Origin of the sequence: Vogesella fluminis (assembly GCF_014652335.1) — a bacterium.
Classification (GTDB): Bacteria; Pseudomonadota; Gammaproteobacteria; order Burkholderiales; family Chromobacteriaceae; genus Vogesella; species Vogesella fluminis.
Window position 1 is genome coordinate 36,497 of the sequence record NZ_BMYP01000006.1, and the last position, 20,691, is coordinate 57,187.

At 67.6% G+C, this 20,691-nt stretch carries 19 protein-coding genes; 9 read left to right on the forward strand and 10 right to left on the reverse strand.

Annotated elements, in window-relative coordinates; all coding sequences use genetic code 11:
- The first annotated feature begins 66 nt into the window (after positions 1–66).
- The 4 genes from IE083_RS03295 to IE083_RS03310 all read left to right on the forward strand — a co-directional run bounded on the left by IE083_RS03295 (position 67) and on the right by IE083_RS03310 (position 5,292).
- Positions 67–1,614 carry an ABC transporter permease gene (locus IE083_RS03295; protein ID WP_189352206.1) on the forward strand — a complete coding sequence of 516 codons (1,548 nt, stop codon included), beginning with the start codon at positions 67–69 and terminating at the stop codon, positions 1,612–1,614.
- On the forward strand, positions 1,598–2,539 hold the full coding sequence (locus tag IE083_RS03300) for an ABC transporter ATP-binding protein (protein WP_189352207.1): 942 nt from the start codon (positions 1,598–1,600) through the stop codon (positions 2,537–2,539). The genes IE083_RS03295 and IE083_RS03300 overlap by 17 nt, the downstream gene beginning before the upstream one ends.
- A gap of 113 nt (positions 2,540–2,652) precedes the next feature.
- On the forward strand, positions 2,653–3,240 hold the full coding sequence (locus IE083_RS03305) for an SIS domain-containing protein (protein WP_189352208.1): 588 nt from the start codon (positions 2,653–2,655) through the stop codon (positions 3,238–3,240).
- 354 nt (positions 3,241–3,594) lie between these two features.
- Positions 3,595–5,292: a methyl-accepting chemotaxis protein gene (locus IE083_RS03310; protein ID WP_189352209.1), complete on the forward strand. Its 1,698-nt coding sequence runs from the start codon at positions 3,595–3,597 to the stop codon at positions 5,290–5,292.
- 124 nt (positions 5,293–5,416) lie between these two features.
- Here IE083_RS03310 and IE083_RS03315 read toward each other — a convergent pair whose 3' ends face one another.
- The 10 genes from IE083_RS03315 to IE083_RS15775 form a co-directional block, all read right to left on the reverse strand.
- Complete coding sequence (locus IE083_RS03315; protein ID WP_189352210.1) at positions 5,417–6,085, reverse strand: hypothetical protein; 669 nt, start codon at positions 6,083–6,085, stop codon at positions 5,417–5,419.
- Positions 6,086–6,524: 439 nt separating this feature from the next.
- Positions 6,525–7,898 carry an ABC transporter ATP-binding protein gene (locus IE083_RS03320; protein ID WP_189352211.1) on the reverse strand — a complete coding sequence of 458 codons (1,374 nt, stop codon included), beginning with the start codon at positions 7,896–7,898 and terminating at the stop codon, positions 6,525–6,527.
- Positions 7,895–8,692 carry an ABC transporter permease gene (locus IE083_RS03325; RefSeq protein WP_189352212.1) on the reverse strand — a complete coding sequence of 266 codons (798 nt, stop codon included), beginning with the start codon at positions 8,690–8,692 and terminating at the stop codon, positions 7,895–7,897. The genes IE083_RS03320 and IE083_RS03325 overlap by 4 nt, the downstream gene beginning before the upstream one ends.
- Positions 8,693–9,655, reverse strand: coding sequence for an ABC transporter permease (locus IE083_RS03330; protein ID WP_189352213.1), 963 nt, complete (start codon positions 9,653–9,655; stop codon positions 8,693–8,695).
- Positions 9,656–11,179, reverse strand: a complete 1,524-nt coding sequence (locus IE083_RS03335) for an ABC transporter substrate-binding protein (protein WP_189352214.1) — start codon at positions 11,177–11,179, stop codon at positions 9,656–9,658. It lies immediately after the preceding gene.
- Positions 11,180–11,354: 175 nt separating this feature from the next.
- A complete protein-coding gene (locus IE083_RS03340; protein ID WP_189352215.1) occupies positions 11,355–12,116 on the reverse strand; it encodes an ABC transporter ATP-binding protein in 762 nt (253 codons plus the stop codon).
- On the reverse strand, positions 12,116–13,159 hold the full coding sequence (locus tag IE083_RS03345) for a FecCD family ABC transporter permease (RefSeq protein ID WP_189352216.1): 1,044 nt from the start codon (positions 13,157–13,159) through the stop codon (positions 12,116–12,118). The genes IE083_RS03340 and IE083_RS03345 overlap by 1 nt, the downstream gene beginning before the upstream one ends.
- Complete coding sequence (locus IE083_RS03350; RefSeq protein ID WP_189352217.1) at positions 13,156–14,265, reverse strand: ABC transporter substrate-binding protein; 1,110 nt, start codon at positions 14,263–14,265, stop codon at positions 13,156–13,158. Before IE083_RS03350 ends, IE083_RS03345 begins: the two co-directional genes overlap by 4 nt.
- A gap of 173 nt (positions 14,266–14,438) precedes the next feature.
- On the reverse strand, positions 14,439–15,305 hold the full coding sequence (locus IE083_RS03355) for an ABC transporter substrate-binding protein (RefSeq protein ID WP_229799579.1): 867 nt from the start codon (positions 15,303–15,305) through the stop codon (positions 14,439–14,441).
- Positions 15,260–15,559 (reverse strand): hypothetical protein, encoded by a 300-nt coding sequence (locus IE083_RS15775; RefSeq protein ID WP_229799580.1) that lies wholly within the window; start codon positions 15,557–15,559, stop codon positions 15,260–15,262. The genes IE083_RS03355 and IE083_RS15775 overlap by 46 nt, the downstream gene beginning before the upstream one ends.
- A gap of 349 nt (positions 15,560–15,908) precedes the next feature.
- On the opposite strand from IE083_RS15775, the gene IE083_RS03360 reads away from it, so the two are divergent.
- The 5 genes from IE083_RS03360 to IE083_RS03380 all read left to right on the forward strand — a co-directional run bounded on the left by IE083_RS03360 (position 15,909) and on the right by IE083_RS03380 (position 20,618).
- Positions 15,909–17,009, forward strand: coding sequence for an ABC transporter substrate-binding protein (locus IE083_RS03360; RefSeq protein WP_189352218.1), 1,101 nt, complete (start codon positions 15,909–15,911; stop codon positions 17,007–17,009).
- A 72-nt stretch (positions 17,010–17,081) separates the two neighbouring features.
- Positions 17,082–18,134: a FecCD family ABC transporter permease gene (locus IE083_RS03365; protein ID WP_189352219.1), complete on the forward strand. Its 1,053-nt coding sequence runs from the start codon at positions 17,082–17,084 to the stop codon at positions 18,132–18,134.
- On the forward strand, positions 18,127–18,906 hold the full coding sequence (locus tag IE083_RS03370; RefSeq protein WP_189352220.1) for an ABC transporter ATP-binding protein: 780 nt from the start codon (positions 18,127–18,129) through the stop codon (positions 18,904–18,906). The genes IE083_RS03365 and IE083_RS03370 overlap by 8 nt, the downstream gene beginning before the upstream one ends.
- A complete protein-coding gene (locus IE083_RS03375) occupies positions 18,903–19,352 on the forward strand; it encodes a plastocyanin/azurin family copper-binding protein (RefSeq protein ID WP_189352221.1) in 450 nt (149 codons plus the stop codon). Before IE083_RS03370 ends, IE083_RS03375 begins: the two co-directional genes overlap by 4 nt.
- Positions 19,353–20,618, forward strand: a complete 1,266-nt coding sequence (locus IE083_RS03380; RefSeq protein WP_229799581.1) for an MFS transporter — start codon at positions 19,353–19,355, stop codon at positions 20,616–20,618. It begins immediately after the preceding gene.
- Positions 20,619–20,691: the final 73 nt, after the last annotated feature.

The window sequence follows — 20,691 nt, forward strand, 5'->3', positions numbered from 1 at the left end:
CGGCCGGCAGTGGCTATTACTAAATGACGGTAACGGCAGCAGCCGTTACCGTTTTCCATTGTCGTGATGCAGAAAGTGTTGCCGTTGTCTGATTACCGCTGGCTGGCCTTGCCGCCGCTGTCATTCCTGCTGCTGCTGGTCGGGCTGCCGCTGTCGCGCCTGCTGTACGAGGGTGGGCTGGCGTTCAGCCCGGCGCTGCTGGGCGACGCCTACCTGCAGTGGCGCCTCGGCTGGTCGCTGCTGCAGGCGGCGGCCACCTGCGCGCTGACGCTGCTGCTGGGGCTGCCGCTGGCGTGGGTGCTGGCGCACTTCGAATTTCGCGGCCGTACGCTGCTGTTGCGGGTGCTGATGCTGCCCTTCGTGATGCCGACGCTGGTCGCCGGCCTCGGCGTGCTGGCGCTGTTCGGCCCGCACGGCCTCAGCGGCTTGAACCTGCAGGACACGCCGTGGCTGCTCTTGTACGGCAACCTGTTCTACAACCTGCCGCTGTTGATCCGCGCCGCGGTGGACGGCTTCGACCACGTGCCGGCCAGCCGGCTGATGGTGGCGCGCACGCTGGGCGCCTCGCGCTGGCGCACGTTCTGGCGCGTGGAGTGGCCGGTGGTGCGGCCGTGGCTGGCGTCGGCGCTGTGCTTGATCTTCTTGTACTGCTTCTCCGGCTTCGGCCTCGCACTGCTGCTCGGCGGTCAGCGTTACGCCACGGTGGAAGTCGAGATTTACTCGCTGGTCGCCTACGAGCTGAACCTGGCCGACGCCGGCGCGCTGGCGCTGCTGATGCTGCTGCTCGGCGCCGTCATCGCGCTGCTGTACGCGCTGATCGAGCGTCGCCTGGCGCGGCCGGACAAGCGCAGCCCGCCGCTGCGCCAGCCGGTGCAAGGTTGGCCGCAACGGCTGCTGCTGCTGGCCAGCCTGCTGTTGTTGGCGCTGTTCGCCGCCGCGCCGCTGCTGGCGGTGCTCTTGCGCGCGCTGCTGGCCGATGCCGCCGCGTGGCGGGTGCTGCTGCAGGACGACACCCAGCTGGCGCTGGGCAACACGCTGCGCTTCTCGCTGCTGGCGCTGCTGCTGGCCACATTGCTGGGCCTGCTGCATGGGCTGGCGGCGCAGCGCAGCGCCGGCCTGCGCGCGCTGATGTTCCTGCCGTTCATGGTGTCGCCGGTGTGCGTCGCCTTCGGCCTGTTGCTGGCCTATCCCGCCTACAGCGCGACGCTGGCGCTGCTGGTGGCCGCCTATGCGCTGTTGGCCTATCCGTTTGTCGCCAAGGCGGTGGTCAGCGCCCGCGATGCCTTGCCGGCGGCGCTGCCCAATGCCGCGCGTACGCTGGGCGCGTCGCCGTGGCGCGTGTTCTGGCGTGTCAGCCTGCCGCTGATGCGCCCGGCGCTGCGGCGCGGCATGGCGTTTGCCGCCGCCACCGCCGTCGGTGAATTCGCGGTCAGCCTGTTCCTGTCGCGCCCGGAATGGCTGACGCTGACCACGCTGATCTACCAGCATCTGGGCCGCCCGGGTGCGGCCAACCTTGAGGCGGCGCTGGTGTTGTCCAGCGTGCTGCTGCTGCTGGCGCTGCTGGCATTCATGGCCATCGAGTGGCCGGAGAAGACCCATGCTCGAACTTCGTGACCTGGCGCTGGCCTTTGCCGGCCGCCGCGTGCTGGACGGCCTGTCGCTGCAGGTGGCCGCCGGCGAAACCGTGGCCCTGCTCGGCCCCTCCGGCGAGGGCAAATCCAGCCTGCTGGCGGTGATCGCCGGCCTGTTACGGCCGCAGCACGGCCAGGTGTGGCTGGGCGGGCGCGACATCAGCCGCCTGCCGCCGGAGCGGCGCCAGCTGGCGATGATGTTCCAGGACCACGCGCTGTTCCCGCACCTCGACGCCGCGGCCAACGTGGCCTTCGGCCTGCAGGAACGCGGCGTGCCGCGCGCGGCCGCACGGCTGCGTGCCGAGGCGGCGCTGGCGGCGGTGGGCCTGGCCGGCCGTGGCGCGGCGGCCTGCCACGAGCTGTCCGGCGGTCAGCAGCAGCGGGTGGCGCTGGCGCGGGCCTTGATCGGCGAGCCGGCGCTGTTCCTGCTCGACGAGCCGTTTTCCAGCCTCGACACCCACCTTAAGCAGCAGCTGATCGACGACCTGCGCCAGCGGCTGTCCGCGATGGCGGTGCCGACGCTGCTGGTGACGCACGACCGCCACGAGGCGTTCGCGCTGGCCGACCGCGTCGCTATCCTGCAGCACGGACGGCTGATCCAGGTCGGCACCCCGGGCGAGGTACTGGCGCGGCCGGCCAGCGCCTGGGTGGCGCGCTTCGTCGGTTTCGACAATGTCGCCGCCGATCACGCCATCCCGCCGGCGGCCTTCCTGCTCGGCGACGGCCAGCCGCTGCGCACGGTGAAGCTGGTCGAGCCGCGGGTGGAGGGCTGCCGCGTGGTGGTGGCCGGCGACGGCGGCGACTGGGTGCTGTCGCTGTCGGCGCGCGAGCTGGCCGCGCAGCCGTATCCGCAGCGCGGCGGCCGGCTGGCGGTGGGCGTCGATCGCGCGGCGCTGCTGCGCTGGTAGCGTTTTTGTGCGGCACGCGGCCGGTGCCGGGCTTGAGGCGGAACAGGTGCCGGGCGCGGCTTTTGGTGTAAACTGCCACGCCTGTTTCCGGATAATTGCAGAAAGAACGCACCATGAAGCCGCATATTCTCGACACCCTTCACCAAGCCCGCAACGCGCTGGACGCGCTGCTGGCCAATCCGGCGGCGCTGGCTGCCATCGGCGATGCCGGTGATGCGCTGGTGAACGCCTTCCGCCAGGGCAAACGGGTGTTCAGCTGCGGCAATGGTGGCTCGATGTGCGACGCGATGCACTTTGCCGAGGAGCTGTCCGGTCGCTACCGCCTGAACCGCAAGGCATTGCCGGCGGCGTCGATCAGCGACCCCAGCCACATCAGCTGCGTCGGCAACGACTACGGCTACGAGGCGATCTTCTCGCGTTATCTGGAGGCGCACGCCGGGCAGGGCGACGTGCTGCTGGCGATCAGCACCAGCGGCAGCAGCAAGAACATCCTCGCCGCGGTGAACGCGGCCAAGGCGCTGGGCGTCACCGTGGTGGCGCTGACCGGCCGCCCCGGCTCGGTGATCGGCGAGCTGGCCGACATCGACGTCTGCACCCCCGGCGGCCAGTACGCCGATCGCGTGCAGGAGCTGCACATCAAGGTGATCCACATCCTGATCGAGTCGGTGGAGCGCGCGCTGTTTCCGGAGAACTACGCCTGATTGTCATCGGCATGAAATATAAAGCCTGCCCGCGAGCAGGCTTTTTTTATTCAATTGCGACATGGTGTTACAGCTTTTTGCCATGGTTTTCTGCTTGGATCGCGGCTTTAATCGTTCCGGGTTGGCATGAAAGCCGGTTCGATGTGCTTTGGGCCGGGCAGGGCTTGTTGATTGTGCGCTGCAGCGATCGAATATCGTCATAAAATTGCTTATAGCCCATGTCTTTGGCAACTAGGTAGAAATACCGAGTGGGGCAGAATCACGTTGCGTTGCGGCCGGCTTGGCACTAGACATCAACAGTGATGTCATCAGGACCACCCCTGGTGCCGCGCTCAACCCACCGGAGCCACCCTCATGCTGCGCAATCCCACCATTGGTCAGCGTTTAAGTTTTCTGGTCGTCGTCCTGCTCGCCATCGCCGCCTTGCTCGGCGGCTACGGCATGTATACCCAATCCAAGATTCTTGCCGATTTTTCAACAACCTACCACGACCGCGTGGTGCCGCTGCAGCAGCTGAAGCTGGTGGCGGACGGCTACGCGGTGAGCATTGTCGACGCCGCGCACAAGGTCCGCGCCGGCGCGCTGAACCGCGACGCTTTCCTCGCCAGCCTGGACCAGGCCCGCACCCAGATCCGCCAGCAGTGGCAGGCTTACCACGCCACCGAGCTGACCGCGCAGGAGCTGCAGCTGGCGCAGGATGCCGAAACCAGCATGAAGCAGGCGGATCATACCGTCGACCGCCTGCGCGAACTGGTGGTGGCCGGCGATAACGCGGCATTGCAGATGTTTAATGACACACAGCTTTACCCTGGGCTGGACCCGGTGTCGGGGCGCATCTCCGCGCTGATCGACCTGCAGCTGAAGGTGGCGGCACAGGAATACGCCGCGGCCGAGGCCGACGCCGCCTTCTGCGCGCGGGTGTCGCTGGCGCTGATGCTGCTGGGCATGGTGCTGGGCGCGGCGCTGGGCTACACCATCATCCGCCGCCTGCTGTCGCAGCTGGGCGGCGAGCCGGACGACGTGGTGGCGCTGGCCGGACGCATTGCCAACGGCGACCTCAGCCAGCAGCTGCCGGTGCGCGCCGGTGACCGCCACAGCATCGTCGCCTCGATGGCGCAGATGCAGCAGGCACTGATCGCGCTGGTGCGCAACCTGGACGGCATCGTGGCGCGGCTGACGGTGAACGCGTCCGAACTGGCGGCCGCCTCGGAGCAGGTCGCGGTCAGCGCCGAGGAGCAGACCCGCTCCGCGGCGTCGATGTCCGCCGCAGTGGAGCAGCTGTCGGTGAGCATCGCGTCGGTCAGCGACAACGCCCGCGACGTCGCCGCCGACGCGCAGGCATCCGGCAGCCTGGCGCAGCAGGGCCAGGGCGTCATCGAGCGCACCGTGTACGCAATCCAGCAGGTGGCGCAGCAGGCGCGCGACGCCAGCCGCCAGGCGGACCTGCTCGGCAACAAGTCGCAGCAGATTGCCAACGTGGTGCAGGTGATCCGCGACGTGGCGGAGCAGACCAACCTGCTGGCGCTGAACGCGGCGATCGAGGCCGCCCGTGCCGGCGAGCAGGGCCGCGGCTTTGCCGTGGTCGCCGACGAGGTGCGCAAGCTGTCGGAGCGCACCGCGCACTCCACCGCCGAGATCAGCAGCATTATCGGTGAGATGCTGGACAACAGTCAGCGGGTGGTTGCCTGCGTACACGGCACGGTCGGGCAGATGGAGGACGGCCTGCAGCAGAGCCGGCAGGCGCAGGATGTGGTGGCCGGCATCGGTGACAACGTTGGCCGCATCAACCACGCCATTGCCGAAATCTCGGTGGCGCTTGTGCAGCAACAGGCGGCCGGCAGCGGCATCGCCGGCAACGTCGAGCAGGTGGCGCAGATGTCGGAGGAGACGTGCAGCGCCGCGGCGCAGACGGCGGCCTCGGCCGGCCAGCTGGAACAGATGGCGCACGAGCTGAAAGCCGCGATCGATTTCTTCTCGCTGCCCGCCGCCAGTGCGCCGGCGCGCGACACGGCGTTCGCGATGCCGCTGGCCAGCCGGCTGCAGCCGGCCTGAGATCGTGAACAGGTTCTGAGACCCATGACGTGGTAGCGCAACCGGCAAAGGTTGGCCGCAACGGGGGCTGCACAGGCAAACCGCCGCGAGGGCGGCGGTGTGTGCTGTCATCGGACGGTGTGCTTCAGTTGTGCCGGTCGCGGTCGCGTTGCCGTTGTCTTTCAAGTAGCAGCTCTTCGGATGGCGGCTTGCCCCGGGATGGTTGCCGTTGCTGCGGTGGCGGCCCGCCTTCCGGGTGCTGCCGTCGCGGTTCGGCGCGGGAGTAGTCGGCACCGTCCTGCGGTTGCCGCTGCGCGTCAGGGCGCTGTTGCTGCTCGATCCGTGGCGTTTTCGGGCCGCTGCGTTGCTGGAAATGCTGCCCTGTTACCGCTTCGCGTGGCTGGTAGCGGTAGAACTGCTCGCGGATGGTCTGCCGCTGTTCGGCGGCACGGGGATAGTCACGCTCCGGGAACTTTCGCTGGTAGTCGGGCAGGGGGGCGGGGGCCGGAGTGGTATGCCTGTCCCAGCGGTTCCAATCGCGATGCTGCCGGCTCCAGTCGTGTCCCCAGTGCTCGTCCCAGCGCGGCGCGCGGTCGGCACGCCAGTAGCGGAAGTGCATCGGCGGGCGGCGATAGTAGCGGATCGGCACGCGCAGCACGAACAGCGGCATGTAGGCCGGCTCCACCTCCCACCACGGGCCGTTGTACCAGTCGCTGGCATACCAGCGGTCGTCGGAGTAGACCCAGTACAGCCCGTCGTAGAAAAAGAAGTTCAGATTGAGGCGGGGCGCGTAGTAGACCGGATAACCCGGCACCCGCACCATCGCCGGGTGCGCCGGCAGGTTGATGCCCAGGCTGATGCCGGGCAGTTCGATGCCAATGCCGATACTGAGCTGGGCCTGGCTAGTGTAGTGCTGCGTTCTTGATGGAACTTGAAATCAGCTTGAAACCCGCATGGATATTGGTTTTCATATGTTTCAAATAGCGTGAAACACTACACTAGGGGCCGCCGGTAACAGCAGCAGGGATAAGGCAAGCAGGAGATAGCGCATGTCGGTTCTCCGGTCAGGATCAACAGGCCGCGTGGCCATGGACCCGGCGCGCCGTGCAAGCAGCGGACGCGTTCATCTCTCCATTCTAGGCCGGATGCGCAGCATTGCGAGGGCGGGCTGGCCGTGCCCGCCGTTTGCACGGATGTTGCTCCTGCCGAAACGGCCGGGGCGCCGGCCGGCACACTGTTGGCCGCATACCGGGCTACAGCCTGATCCGGTGCACGGTGGCCTTGTCCGCCAGCGCGGCGTCGTGGGTGACCAGCAGCAAGGCGCAGCCGATGCGTGCCAGTTCGTCCAGCAGGCAGTGCACGGTGTCGCGCTGGGTGACCGGATCCAGCCGCGAGGTGGGCTCGTCGGCAAATAGCAGCGCCGGGCGCAGCAGCAGGGTGCGGATCAGCGCCAGCCGTTGCAGCTCGCCGCCGGACACCTGCGAGGGCAGGCGTTGCAGCAGTGCCGGGCCGAGCTTCAGCCGGTGTAGCAGCGCCTCCAGGGCGGACCAAGGTTGGCCGCAACGCTTCAGCACGTCGTGCAGCGCGGTATGCAGCGGGACGTGTGGGGCGAAGGCCTGCACCGGGTCCTGATACAGCCTCTGCCAGGCGGTGCGCGACAGGCCGTCGCGGTAGCGCACGCTGCCGTGATCCGGCGCGGTCAGTCCCAGCAGCATATTGCCCAGCGTGCTCTTGCCGGCGCCGCTGGCTGCCAGCAGCGCCACGCGCTCGCCGGCGGCGAGGTCGATGTCCACGTCGCGGAACAGCTGCTGACTGCCGTAGGCCTTGGCCAGGCCACGGCCCTGCAGCAGCCAGTCGCCGGCGGCCGGATGGGCGATGGCTGGCCAGGCTTGCGGCTCGGCGGCCAACAGTGCCAGCGTATACGGATGATGCGGCTGGCTCAGGATGCGGCTGGCGGGGCCGTGCTCCACCACCTCGCCGCCCTGCATCACCAGCACCTGGCCGCCCAGCGCCCGTGCCAGCGCGATGTCGTGGGTGATGGTGAGCAGGCACTGACCGCTGTCCAGATGCTGTTGCAGCAAGCGGCGCAGCGTGTCGCAGGCGGCGCTGTCCAGCCCCTTGCTGGGCTCGTCGGCCAGCAGCAGGCGGGCGCCGCCTAGGGTGGCGGCGGCAAAGGCCACGCGCTGTGCCATGCCGCCGGATAGCTGGTGCGGGTAGTGGTGCTCCGCGGCCTGCAGCCCCAGGCGGTCCAGGCGCCGGCGGGCGGCGTCGCGGGCGAGGTGGCCGTCGCCGCGCCAGCCTTCGGCGACCTGCGGCAGCACGCGCATGGTCGGGTCCAGCGCGGTGACCGGCTCCTGCGGCAGGATGGCCAGCAGCTCGCCCCACAGGTGGCGGCGGTTGGCCGCATCGTGCAGCGGGTAGCGGCGGCCGTCGGTGCGCAGCTCGCCCTCGGCGCGCAGGCCGGCGGGCAGGGTGCCTATGATGGCGTGCGCCAGCAGCGATTTGCCGGAGCCGCTTTCGCCCAGCACGGTCAGCGCCTCGCCGGGGTGCAGGTCGAGGTCCAGCGGATTGAGCAGGCAGCGTTGCTGCTGGTACACGGCCAGGCCGTGCAGGTGGATCGTGCTCATGAGTTTACCTCCAGCGGGCGCAGCAGCACCAGTGCGGCCAAGGTCAGGGCCAGCACGGCGACCGGCGCCAGCAGCAGTTGCGGCGCCTCGCTGTAGTGCGGCAGCGCCTCGGTCATCATCAGGCCCAGCTCGGGCGTGGGCGGCTGGATGCCGACGCCGACAAAGCCCAGCGTCGACAGCGCCAGGATGGCGGTGGCGAGGCCGAAGCTCATCATGGTCAGCAGCATGGGCGCCAGCTCCGGCCACAGGTGGCGGCGCACGATATGGGCCGGACCAAAGCCCAGCAGGCGCGAGGCCTCCACGTGCGGGCTGGCCAGCAGCAGCCGGCTGCGCGCCCGCGTCATGCGGAAGTATTCCACCCACTGCGCCAGGGCCAGGCCGATATACAGGGTGAGGAAACCGCCCTGTGCCATGGCCGAGAAAATCAGCACGATCAAGAGGCCGGGCAGTGCCAGCACGCCGTCGGCGAGGCCGCGCAGCACGGTATCGGTCCAGCCGCCGCGCCACGCCGACAGCACGCCCAGCAGGCAGCCCAGCAGCGCGGCGCTGAGCACGCACAGGCCGGCCAGCCACAGCGACAGGCGGGCGGCGCTGGCCAGGCGGGCGATCACGCTGCGGCCCAGCTGGTCGCGGCCCAGCGGCTCGGCCAGGCTGGGGGTTTCCAGGAAGCGCATCAGCTGCTGGCCGGCGTAGTCCGGCCACAGCAGCGGGCCGGCCAGCGCAAACAGCAGCACGGCGGCCAGCAATAGATAACCCAGCCGTTGCGGCCAGGCGCGGGAAGTCAATGGTGTCATTCAGGACTCCGCCGGGCCACGCGGATCGATGGCCAGGCATAACAGGTCGGTTGCGGTATTCATCAGCACGAACAGCCAGGCCAGCAGCAGGGTGCAGCCCTGGATCATCGGCACGTCGCGCCAGAAGATGGCGTGCACCAGCGCGTGACCGACGCCGGGCCAGGCGAACAGGCTTTCCACCACCACCACGCCTTCGATCAGCAGGATCAGCTGCACCCCGGCGTAGGCCACCACGGTGACGCCGATATTGCGCAGGCCGTGGCGCAGGAAGACCCGCCACGGCGCCAGCCCCTTGCTGCGGGCAAAGCGGTAGTAGTCGGCCTGCACCACCGCCAGCACGCTGTCGCGCACGATGCGGGCGGTGAGGCCGGACAGGCCCAGCCCCAGCGTCAGCGCCGGCAGCAGCAGGTTGCCACCCTCGCCGTGGCCGGCGGCCGGTGCCCAGCCCAGCTGTACCGACAGCCCCAGCATCAGCATCAGGCCCAGCAGGAAGGGCGGCAGCGCGCGCAGCAGCACGCTGTAGCCCAGGGTCAGCCGGTCGGCCCAGCCGCCGGGAGCGAGGCCGCTGGCCAGGCCCAGCGGCAGGCCCACGCCCAGCGCCAGCGCCACGCTGGCGGCGGCCAGCTGGACGGTGGCGCCCAGGTGGTGGGCGATTTCGGCCAGCACCGCACCGCCGGTGACCAGCGACTGCCCCAGCTGCAGCTGCGCCAGCTGGCCCAGCCAGCCGGCAAACTGCTGCCACGACGGGCGCGCCAGTCCCAGCTCCTGCCGTACCGCGTCGGCGGCGGCGGCATCGACGTAGTCATAGCCGTAGCGGCCGGCAGCGATGCGGAAGGCCATGTCGCCCGGCAATTGCTGCACCAGCAGGAAGCAGAGCGCGGCGACCAGCAGCGAGACGATGGCGGCCTGCAGCAAACGTTGGCCGCAGATGCGCGCCAGCGCGCGTTGACGTGCGCTGTCCATTTAGCGCCCCCAGCTCATGCTGCTCAGGCGGTAGCTGCGCTCCTGCGGGTCCAGGCTGACACCGCGCAGCGCCTTGCTCACCGCCGCGCTCTGGCGATACCAGGCCACCGGCAGCACCGGCAACTGCTGCTGCAGGACGGCGGCCACCTTCAGCCGCGCCGCCGCGGCCTGTGGCGCGCTCAGCCCGCCCCGGCCCAGTGCGGCCAACTGCTGCGACAGCGCGGCGTTCTGCCACTTCATCACCCCCCAGTCGGCGCCGTCGTCGGTGAAATCGCCCAGCAGCGTCACCAGCGGGTCCGGCACCAGCGCGTAGTTGCGCGCGTACAGCGCCAGCTCCAGCGTGCCGTCCTTGTGTGCAGCCGGGATGTCGCTGGAGTTGCCGACCTTCACCTGCACCGCGATGCCGGCCTGGCGCAGCTGGTCTTGCAGCGCGGTGGCCAGCAGCGGCAGCTCCGGGCGGTCGGGGTAGGTGCGCAGCGTCAGCGCCAGACGCTCGCCGTTGCGCACCAGCTGGCCGTCGGCGCCGGGTTTCCAGCCCAGCGCGGCAAAGCTGCGGCGGGCCTGCTCGGGCTGGTAGGCCAGCGCCGGCAGCGTGGCCTGGTGCCAGGCCTGCATGGTCGGCGGGAACAGCTGGCTGGCCGCCATCTCCGGATCGCGCAGCAGCGCGGTGGCGATGGCCTGGCGGTTGATGCTCTGGCTGATGGCCAGACGCATGGCCGGGCTGTTCAGCCATTTGTGGCCGGCGTTGAACTTGATCTGGATCGCGCGCGGCAGCGTGGCGGACACGATGCTCACGCGCGGGCTGCTTTTCAGGCGCGCAATGCTGACCGGGTCCAGGCCGAAGGCGATGTCGGCCTGGCCGCTTTCGGCCATCAGGCTGCGGCTTTCGGCGCGGCCGATGGCCTGGTAGCTGGCATCCGTGATGGCCGGTTTCCTGCCCTGCCAGCCGGCAAAGGCCTGCACCGTCACCCGCTGCGGCAGCTGCAGCCGGGTAACGCGGTAGGGGCCGCTGCCGATGATGCCCGTCACGCTGCCGTCGGCGGCGTAGGACGCGGGCGCCAGCACCTGGGTATGGCTGTGGGCGAATACCGCCGGCAGCGGCGCGAACGGCTTGCCCAGCACCACCACCACGTCCTTGCCGTCGGCGAGGATGGCGCTGATGGGTGCGTTCTCCAGCATGCCGGGCTTCTTGCGCGCGCGTTCCAGCGCCACCACCACGTTGGCCGCGGTTACCGCGCTGCCGTCGTGGAAGCGCGCGCCGTCGCGCAGCGTGAAGCGCCAGCTCAGCTGGTCGCTGCTGGCTTGCCAGCGGCTGGCCAGACCAGGCTTGAGCGTGCCCAGGTTATCGGCATCGACCAGGGTTTCGGCAATCTGCAGGCGGCTGAACAGGATGCCGCTGCTGGAGGACGGGTCGAGGCTGTGGATTTCCCACGGCCCGATCAGGTTCAGCGGTTTGGCCTGGGCAGACAGGCCGATGGCCAGCAGCAGGCTGCCGGTAAGCAGAGGGGATCGCAGAGGGTGCATGGCTGATTTCTGGTCTTATCGAGAATTGTTTGTGATGGCAATGATATACAGTAACATTTTATTTGGCAAGAGTGGTTTGACGCACTGCAACAGGGACGCAAAGTCGCAGCAAAGACAGCCGCCCGGCGCACAAGCTGTGGCCGGGCAGGGCATCAAACGGGGGGTGGTGGCGATATCAGCCGGTGTGCGGGCATAGCACGCTGTGTCCGGTGGCGGTGTGTGCCTGATGGATGGTCACACCGAACACCGGTGCCAGCGTGGCGGGGGTGAGGATGTCGACGGTATTGCCGGTGGCCACCAGCCGGCCCTGTCGCAGCAACAGTACGCAGTCGGCATAGGCCAGCGCGGCATTGAGGTCGTGCAGCACCACCACGCTGGTAAGGCCGCGTTCGCGGGTCTGTTCGCGCACGGTGCACATCACCTGCACCTGATGTTGCAGGTCCAGTGCGCTGATCGGCTCGTCCAGCAGCAGCAGGCTGGGTTCGCGCAGCAGTACCTGCGCCAGGAACACCATCTGGCGCTGGCCGCCGCTCAGTTCGCACAGGCGACGCCCGGCCAGTGCTGCCAGGCCCAGTGTGGCCAACTGCTGCCGCACCGCCTCGCGTTGTTCGGTGCTGACGCGCCAGCCCAGCGTGCCCAGACGGCCCAGCAGCACCGCGTCTTCCACCGTCAGCCGGCTGCGCGTGCTGCAGTCCTGCGGCAGGTAGCCGCAGGACGGGTGCAGCTGGCCGCCGTGTTGCAGGTTTCGCGGCCGGCCCTGCCACTGCAGTTGGCCGCGCGCCGGCAGCAGGCCGGCCAGGGTTTTCAGCAGTGTGGTCTTGCCGCTGCCGTTGGGGCCGAGCAGGGCGGTGACTTCGCCCGGACGGGCCTCGAAGGAGATGTCTTGCAGCACCGTCTGACGGCCCAGACTGACATGCAGGTGTTGAGCGTGCAGCATTACCAGGCTCCCGGTTTGCTGCGCATCACCAGCAGCAGGAAGAAAGGCACTCCGACGGTGGCGGTAACGATGCCGATGGGGATCAGCTCACCCGGCGACAGCCACTTGCCCAGCAGCGACGATAACGACAGCAGCAGCGCGCCGCACAGCGCGGCACCGGGCAGCAGCAGGCGCTGGTCTTCGCCCAGCAGGAAGCGCGCGATGTGCGGGGCGATCAGCCCGACAAAACCGATGGTACCGACAAAGGCTACTGCCGCACCGGTAAGCAGTGACACGATGGCCAGCGCGCGCCAGCGCAGTACCGGCACGTTGACGCCCAGGCTCAGCGCGCGCTCGTCGGACAGGCCCAGCGCGGTAAAGCGCCAGGCATCGCGCAGCAGCAGCGGCAGGCACAGCGCCAGTACTGCCGCCACCAGTGCCAGCTTGGGCCAGCTGGCCTTGTACAGGCTGCCGAACAGCCAGAACACGATGGCCTGCAGCGCCTCGGGCGAGGCCAGGTACTGCAGCAGCGACAGCAGCGCCTGGAACAGGAACAGCAGCGCGATACCGCCCAGCACATAGCTGTCGGCCTGGCCGCCCTTGGCGTAGCCGATGCCCAGCACTGCGCTGCAGGCAATGCCGGCAAACAGGAAGGCCGCCAGCGGCACCGCCACTGTTTCCGGCAGCGGCAAGGTGCTGCCCAGCACGATCACCAGCGCAGCGCCGAAGCCGGCGCCGGCCGACACCCCCAGCGTGTAGCTGCTGGCCAGCGGGTTGTGCAGCACGGTCTGCATCACCAGGCCGGACAGGCCCAGCGCGGCGCCGACCAGCAGCGCCATCAGCGCCACCGGCAACCGGATGTCCCACACGATGACGGCAGTGCCGCGCTCGACCGTGCTGCCTGTCAGCGCCGCAACCACCTCGCGCAGCGGCAGCATGGACGGGCCGCTGGCCACGTCCAGCAGCAGCGACAGCAACAGCAGGCCGGTCATCAGCAGCAGGCCGGTCACCGCCGGGGCCAGGCGGCGCCCGGCGGCGGGCAGGGCGAGGCTCAGGGTACTCATGGTTTCAGCGTCACCATCCAGCTACCGCTGTACTTCACCGGCAGGTAGCGTTCGTGGAACTGGCGCAGTTCGGCCACCGGGTTGACGTCGGCAAACTGCGCCGGGTACAGCTGCTTGGCGATGAACTGCATGGCGGTGTAGTCGGTGAGGGTACGGGCCAGGCCGTGGTCCAGCGTGTACACATGCTGTTGCTGCACGGCTTTCAGCGTGTCCCAGCCGGCGCGCCTGGTGTACGGCAGCAGCGTGGCGCGGGCGGTGGCGTCGTCCGAGGCGTAGCCCAGCTTTACCGCCTTGGGGCGGTTCTGCCACGAGGAGCCGGCGATGATGACATGCTCCGGCTTGGCCGCCAGCACGGCTTCCGGGTTCAGCGGGCCCCAGTTGGCGGTGATGCGGCCGTTGGCGAGGTTGTCGGCACCCAGGTTGTCCAGCATCTGGCCCCACATGGTGTCGCGGTAGGTATTGCCGATGGCGTCGGCACCGTCACGGCCCAGCTCCACGTAGACCCTGGGTTTGACGCTGGCCTTGGCGCGGGCGATGCGGGCCATCACGTCCTGGTATTTCTGCTGGTACAGGCGGGCCAGCTCTTCGGCGCGCTGGTCGGCGCCCATCACCTTGCCCAGCACGCGAGTGCTGGCCAGATGGCGTTCCAGCGTCTGCGCGTTGTAATCCACCACCACCACCGGGATGCCGGCGGCGCTCAATTGCTGCGCAGCCGGGCCCAGTGTCTTGTAGCCCCATTCCGGCAGGATCAGCACGTCGGGCTTCAGCGCGATCACTTTTTCGGCGCTGAAGCTGTTGTCGTCGGTAAAGCCCACATCCGGCATGTTCTTCAACTGCGGAATCGCTTCCGCATAGCGCGTCCAGTTGCCGGTGCGCCAGCCGGCCCAGCCGGTCTTGCTGATGCCCACCACGTTCTGCCACGCCTTGGCGCCGGCGATGGCGGTGAACTCCTCGAAATGGAAGCCCAGCACCACGCGCTTGGCCGGGGCGTCGACGGTGACTTCGCGGCCGGTGACATCGGTGAACATGACCGGTTTGGCCAGCAGGGTGGTGGCAGGCAGCAGGCACAGGGTGGCCAGCAGGATGCGGGGGATGGGGCTAAGCATGGGGTGCTCCGGATGGCGGCAAAGCGCGCATTATCGGCAAAGGTTGGCCGCAATGCCTGCGACATGGTGTCGCACCCACCGGCGGTGCAGCTTTTTGTACGGCATGCCTGTCGTGTGCGTGCTCTGAGAATGCCGGCCATACCGGCCCGGCATTGAAGTCTGCAGATATCCGCTCAGGGCTTGTCGCTGCCGTTGATGCCCAGCATGAAGGTGCCCTGCGGGCGGATCGGCAGGTAGCGCTGGTAGAAGCCCAGGTAGGTGGCCGTCGGGTCCAGGTCCTTGAACAGGTCGGGGTAGAGCGTCTTGGCCAGGTACTGCAGCAGCGCCGCATCCATGATGCTGCGGGTGGCACCGTGGTACACGGCATGGACGCGGCCGTTTTTCACGGCCGGCAGTCCGGCCCAGCCCGCGCGCTGGGTGAAGCCTTTCAGGCGCTGCTGCACGTTGCCGGCCGGGATGGCCTGGCCGATCTGCATCGCGGTCGGGCTGCTCACGTTCTCATAACCGGCAATCAGGATCACCTCCGGCTTGCTGGCCATCAGCTGCTCGGGGTGGATGGCGCCCCACGACTCCACGAACGGCGCCGCGACATTGTTGCCGCCGGCCAGCTGCACCATGGCGCCCCACATGTTCTTGCCGTAGGTGTAGCTGTACTCCGCCGGGCCCTTGTCGCCCAGCTCGATGTACACGCGCGGTTGCGGCCGTTTGGCTTTGGCAACGCGCTGGGTGATGGTGTCCACCACCTGGCGGTAGTCGGCGGCGATGCGCTGCGCCCGCGCCGTCTCGCCGGTGACCTCGCCCAGCACGCGGGTGCTGGCCAGGTGCCGCTCCAGCGTCTGCGCGTTGTAGTCGATCACCACCACGGGGATGCCGGCGCTTTCCAGTCGCGCGAGGTCCGCCCCCAGTGCCTTGTACTGCCAGTCCGCCAGAATCGCCACGTCGGGCTTGGTGGCGAGGGCTTTTTCCACCGAGAAGGTCTGGTCCTGCACATTGCCTACATCGGGTACGCGTGCCAGTTGCGGCTTGCTGGCCACGTACATGGCCAGCAAGCCGGGCGTGATTTCACGAACCAGCCGCGGGACATGCCGGCTACGCGGTCGAATGATTTGTCGCCGCCGACCGCAAAGAAATCCTCAATGTAAAAGCCAAGCAGGATGCGCTTGGCGGGGGCGTCAATCTTTACTTTGCGACCGAGTACGTCTTCGACCACCACGGGTTTGGCCATGGCCAGGGTTGCGGTGGTGCACAAGGCGAGTGCCATCGACGTACGGCTTAGCGTCTTTAACCAGGACATGCGTATCCTTGATGATTAATAAAAACAAAAATCATTACTAATCATGTTGGCAAAGTCAAGGCTTGCGCCGCTGCCGATGGCAGGCCGGACAGTCCCGGTCTTGTACTTCCGGGCTGCCAATGCATCGACATGGATAAAGGAGCAGGGCTGGTGTTTGTCCGGTGGTCAGCTGTTCGGTGCTCCGGATCGTGCCGTGTATTCTGGAAATCGGGGCATGATTTTTTATGGATGGCACTGTGGCGTGGAAGAAAGCAGCTTTTTTTATGCTTTCTGATAATGATGATTGATTACCATTGAATAAACAAGAATAATTCGCATCTTTAGTTAATCGTACGTACAGGATGAAGCCATGAAATGCCTTCCCAAGCTCGGCCCTCTATTTTTTGCTCTGGCGCTGGTGCTGCCTGCCGCCGCCCACGCCGCACCGCAAACCGTAAAAGACGTGCTCGGACGCCAGGTGAAAGTGGATCTGCCGGCCAAGCGCGTGGTGCTGGCGTTCTACTTCGAGGACTACATGGCGATCGGCGGCGAGAAAGCCTTCGACAAGGTGGTGGGCATCTCGCGTGAAGCCTGGGAAGGCTGGCGCCCGGCGAACTGGTCGCTGTTTACCGCCAAACGTCCGTCACTGAAAACGGTGGCCGATGTGGGCGAGGTGGAGGTGCAGACCTTCTCGGTCGAAAAAGTGCTGGCACTGAAGCCGGATGTAGTGGTGCTGGCCGACTGGCAGTACAAGGGTCTGGGTCCGGATGTGAAACGCCTGGAAGACGCCGGTCTGCCGGTGGTTGTGGTGGATTACAACATGGAGCTGCCGGCCAACCATTACGCCAGCACCGTACTGCTGGGCAAGATTGCCGGCGAGGAAAAACGTGCGCGGCAGATCGCCGACGAATACAAGCACGCGGTCGAGCAGGTGCAAGGCCGCATCGCCAAGGCCAAGTTGCCCAAGCCGCGTTTCTATGTGGAGTTCGGCAACAAGGGCCCGGCCGAGTACAGCTTCAGCTATGGCAAAGGCATGTGGGGGCCGCTGGGCAGCCTGGCCGGTGGCGACAACATCGCCGCACCATTCGTGGAGTGGTACGGGCCGATGAACCCGGAAAAGGTACTGGCTGCGCAGCCGGAAGTAGTGTTCATCGCCGGTACCGAATCCACCAAGAACCCGACCTCCATGCTGCTGGGGCAGGGTGTGGATCGCACGGTGGCCAGCCAGCGCCTGCAAGGTTTTACACAGCGTAGCGGCTGGAGCAGCCTGCCTGCCGTCCGGAACAAGCGTGTGTACGGCGTGTACCAAGGCGCCTCGCGTACCGTGCTGGATTACACCATGGTGCAGTTCATGGCCAAGGCGCTATACCCCAGCCTGTTCAAGGATATGAATCCGGAGGCCAATTATCTGAACTTCTACAAGCGTTATCTGCCGGTTGCTGCCGGCGGTACTTTTACCGCTGGCATGTAAGCCCGGTTTTCCTGCCGGGCAGGTTGGCCGCAAGCCGCCTGCCCGTTTGCCATTGTTTCACGGACAGTTTTCATGACCGATACCACTGCGCTGCATACGGCGCTTACCCGCCAGCGGCAGCGTGAACACCGCCGCTGGCGTTTTTTATTGCTGTTCATTGTCCTGATCATGACCAGCCTGTTGCTGGATGTGGCCACCGGCCCGTCGCTGCTCTCGCTGCGCGAGGTCGCCGCCACGCTGCTGTCGCCCGGTGAGGCCGACGCGATGACCCGCGCCATTGTCATGGACATGCGCCTGCCGATTGCCCTGATGGCGCTGGTGGTCGGCGCGGCCCTGGGTCTTGGCGGCGCGCAGATGCAGACCCTGCTCGACAACCCGCTGGCCAGCCCGTTCACACTGGGCCTGGCCGCCGCTGCCGGTTTCGGCGCGGCACTGGCGCTGATCAGCGGCGGTTTCGGCCTGCCGCCGCTGATCGCCATCCCCGTTGGCGCCTTCGTATGCTGCATGTTGGCCGCCGGCCTGCTGTTCGGTCTGGCGCTGATGCAGCACGTGAGCAGCCAGACCATCATCCTGGCCGGGATCGCGCTGTTGTTCCTGTTCCAGTCGCTGCTGTCGCTGCTGCAGTTCCTGTCCTCGCCCGAACTCAACCAGCAGATCGTGTTCTGGTTGTTCGGCAGCCTGATGCGTAGTACCTGGGATTCACTACTGATTACCGCAGTGGTGACCGTGGTCTGTGCGCTGCTGCTGTACCGCGATGCGTGGAAGCTGACCTGCCTGCGGCTGGGCGAAGCCCGTGCCCGCAGCCTGGGCGTGGACGTTTCCCGGCTGCGGCTGAAGACGCTGGTACTGGTGGCGCTGATGACGGCAACCGCCATCAGCTTCGTCGGCATCATCGGCTTCATCGGGCTGGTGGCGCCGCATATCGCGCGCATGCTGATCGGCGAGGACCAGCGCTTCCTGATCCCGCTGTCGGCGCTGTGCGGCGCCTGCATGCTGTCGGTGTCGTCGGTGATGTCCAAATCCATCATCCCCGGGGCGCTGTTCCCCATCGGCATCGTCACCGCCATCATCGGCGTGCCGTTCTTTATCTGGCTGATCCTGGGGAAAGGGCGCAAACGTGCTTGAACTGGATAACCTGTCGCTCTCCATCGGCAAGCAGTCGCTGGTGCGTGAGCTGAACCTGCAACTGCAACCCGGCCAGCTGCACGTGATCATCGGCCCCAACGGCACCGGCAAGACCAGCCTGCTGCGCGCGCTGTTCGGCGAGCTGCCGCTGCAGCAGGGCGAGATCCGCTTCGGCGGCCACACGCTGTCGCGGCTGCACGGTGCCAGCTGGCGCCGCCAGTTCGGCTACATGCCGCAAAACATCCAGCTGGAGCTGGATCTCAGCGTACTGGAGGTGGTGGTGCTGGGCCGCCTCGACAGCCTGAGCATGCGCCTGTCCGATGATGACATCCTGGCCGCGCTGTCGGCGCTGCAGGCGCTGGGCATCGCCCATCTGGCTGACCGCGCCATGCACTCGCTCAGCGGCGGCCAGCGCCAGATGGTGCTGTTTGCACAGGTGCTGCTGCGCGATCCGCAAATCATGATGCTGGATGAGCCGGTCAGCGCGCTCGACCTGCAACACCAGTTGCAACTGATGGAGCATCTGCACCACCAGACCCGCGCCAAGAATTGGGTCAGTCTGGTGGTGCTGCACGACCTGAACCTGGCGGCGCAGTTTGCCGACCGGCTGATCGTGCTGGCCGGCGGCACGCTGCAGGCCTTCGGCCCGCCGTCCGAAGTGCTGGATGCGGCGCTGATCCACCGCCTGTACAGCGTGCCGGTGGACATCCACCAGGACCGCGACGGTAAACCCTATATCCGAACCCTACGACAAGCGAGCCTTACCGCATGACTTACCTCACCCGTACCCTGCTAACGTTGGCCGCAGGCCTCTGCCTGAGCCTGCCGGCCAGCGCCGCCGAACACGTGATCCGCATGCTCAATATCGGCAGCGACGGCGCCACCATGGTATTCGAGCCGGCCTTCGTCCACGCCCAGGCTGGCGACAGCGTACGCTTCGAGCCGACAAACAGCGGCCACTACGTACGCAGCCTGACCACGCCTGATGGCGTGACGCCGTGGAACAGCGCCGAAGACCAGCCGTTTACCGTGACCCTGCAGCAGCCCGGCCTGTACTTCTACATCTGCCCGCCACACCTGATGATGGGCATGATCGGGCTGATACAGGTGGGCGAGGCCGTCAACAAGCAGGCCGCCAGCGACAGGATGCTGGCGCAGAAGGGCCGCATGTACAGCAACAGCCAGCGCATCGACGAGCTGTTGGGCAAGGTACGCTAATTGGCGGCACTGAAGGCCAGCCTGCACGGCTGGCGCGAACTGAGCCCGGCCGCCCGCCTGCTGGTGGCCAACGGGCTGGCATTCAACCTCGGCTTTTACATGATGATGCCCTACCTGGCGCAGCACCTGGGCGGCACGCTGGGGCTGGCCGGCTGGGCCGCCGGGCTGGTGATGGGCATGCGCGTGTTCAGCCAGCAGGGCTTGTTTCTATTGGGTGGCACGCTGGGCGACCGCATCGGCTACCGTCCGGCCATCGTGTGGGGCTGCCTGATCCGCAGCCTGGGCTTTGCGCTGCTGGGCTGGGCCGAACACCTGCCGCTGCTGTTGCTGGCCGCCTTTCTTACCGGCTTTGCCGGCGCGCTGTTCACCCCCTGCGCCCAGGCCTACCTGGCCGCCGAATGCCGCAGCGCGGGCCAGCGCCAGCAGGCCTTTGCCCTGCACAACCTCGCCAGCGAGGCCGGCATGCTGCTGGGGCCGCTGCTCGGCATGCTGCTCACCCGCCTGGATTACGCCGTCACCGGCGTGGTGTCCGGCGGCGTGTTCCTGCTGCTGACCTGGCTGCAATGGCGCATGCTGCCACCGCAGCAGGCACGACATGGACAGGAACGGCAGGAGCCGGCCCGACCGGCGCCGGCCTCCGCGAGCGTCACCGCGCAGTGGCGCACCATCGTGCACAACCGGCCGTTCCTGCGCTTTTCGCTGTGCGCCAGCGCCTACTCGCTGCTGTTCCACCAGCTGTATCTGGCGGTGCCGGCCTTCATCCACAGCCAGCAGCACGCCACCGGCCTGCTGGGCAGCGTGTTTACCGTCACCGCGTTGATCGGCGTCACCCTGCAACTGCCGGCGACGCAACTGGTGCAGCGGCGGCTGGGCGTCGCACGCGCGATGGGGCTGGGACTGGGGCTGATGGGCTGCAGCTACCTGGCCATCCCGTGGTTGGCCGCATGGCCGGTACCGGCCACCTTGCTGCTGGCGGGCTGCCTGTCGCTGGGTTCCATCCTGTGCTACCCGCTGTTCTCGGCCCACCTGCCGCACTACGCCACGCCGGGCCGGCTGGGCAGCTACTACGGCTTCTACGCGAGCCTGGGCGGCGTGGTGGCGCTGCTGGGTAACGTGCTGATCGGCAGCCTGCTGGGGGCGGCGGGCAGCACACCGCCGGTCGTCATCTGGTACGCGCTGGCCGCCTGCGGCGCGGTGGCCGGCTGGCAGCTTTACCGCCAGCTGGCGCGCGCGCCGGCGCATCCGGACAGAGAGGGCGGAAGATGAAACTGGCTTTGGTAAACGGGCTGCTGTTGGGTGTGTGGCGGCAGGGGCGTGGCTGGGTAGGTAGTCATGGATA

Bases quoted from the DNA above. Each gene is read 5' to 3' on its own strand.
- IE083_RS03340 (WP_189352215.1), bottom strand. From the start codon at position 12,116: ATGCTGCACGCTCAACACCTGCATGTCAGTCTGGGCCGTCAGACGGTG.
- IE083_RS03335 (WP_189352214.1), bottom strand. From the start codon at position 11,179: ATGCACCCTCTGCGATCCCCTCTGCTTACCGGCAGCCTGCTGCTGGCC.
- IE083_RS03310 (WP_189352209.1), top strand. From the start codon at position 3,595: ATGCTGCGCAATCCCACCATTGGTCAGCGTTTAAGTTTTCTGGTCGTC.
- IE083_RS03305 (WP_189352208.1), top strand. From the start codon at position 2,653: ATGAAGCCGCATATTCTCGACACCCTTCACCAAGCCCGCAACGCGCTG.
- IE083_RS03350 (WP_189352217.1), bottom strand. From the start codon at position 14,265: ATGCTTAGCCCCATCCCCCGCATCCTGCTGGCCACCCTGTGCCTGCTG.
- IE083_RS03360 (WP_189352218.1), top strand. From the start codon at position 15,909: ATGAAATGCCTTCCCAAGCTCGGCCCTCTATTTTTTGCTCTGGCGCTG.
- IE083_RS03295 (WP_189352206.1), top strand. From the start codon at position 67: ATGCAGAAAGTGTTGCCGTTGTCTGATTACCGCTGGCTGGCCTTGCCG.
- IE083_RS03320 (WP_189352211.1), bottom strand. From the start codon at position 7,898: ATGAGCACGATCCACCTGCACGGCCTGGCCGTGTACCAGCAGCAACGC.
- IE083_RS15775 (WP_229799580.1), bottom strand. From the start codon at position 15,559: ATGTCCTGGTTAAAGACGCTAAGCCGTACGTCGATGGCACTCGCCTTG.
- IE083_RS03300 (WP_189352207.1), top strand. From the start codon at position 1,598: ATGCTCGAACTTCGTGACCTGGCGCTGGCCTTTGCCGGCCGCCGCGTG.
- IE083_RS03330 (WP_189352213.1), bottom strand. From the start codon at position 9,655: ATGGACAGCGCACGTCAACGCGCGCTGGCGCGCATCTGCGGCCAACGT.
- IE083_RS03365 (WP_189352219.1), top strand. From the start codon at position 17,082: ATGACCGATACCACTGCGCTGCATACGGCGCTTACCCGCCAGCGGCAG.
- IE083_RS03355 (WP_229799579.1), bottom strand. From the start codon at position 15,305: ATGTACGTGGCCAGCAAGCCGCAACTGGCACGCGTACCCGATGTAGGC.
- IE083_RS03345 (WP_189352216.1), bottom strand. From the start codon at position 13,159: ATGAGTACCCTGAGCCTCGCCCTGCCCGCCGCCGGGCGCCGCCTGGCC.
- IE083_RS03375 (WP_189352221.1), top strand. From the start codon at position 18,903: ATGACTTACCTCACCCGTACCCTGCTAACGTTGGCCGCAGGCCTCTGC.
- IE083_RS03325 (WP_189352212.1), bottom strand. From the start codon at position 8,692: ATGACACCATTGACTTCCCGCGCCTGGCCGCAACGGCTGGGTTATCTA.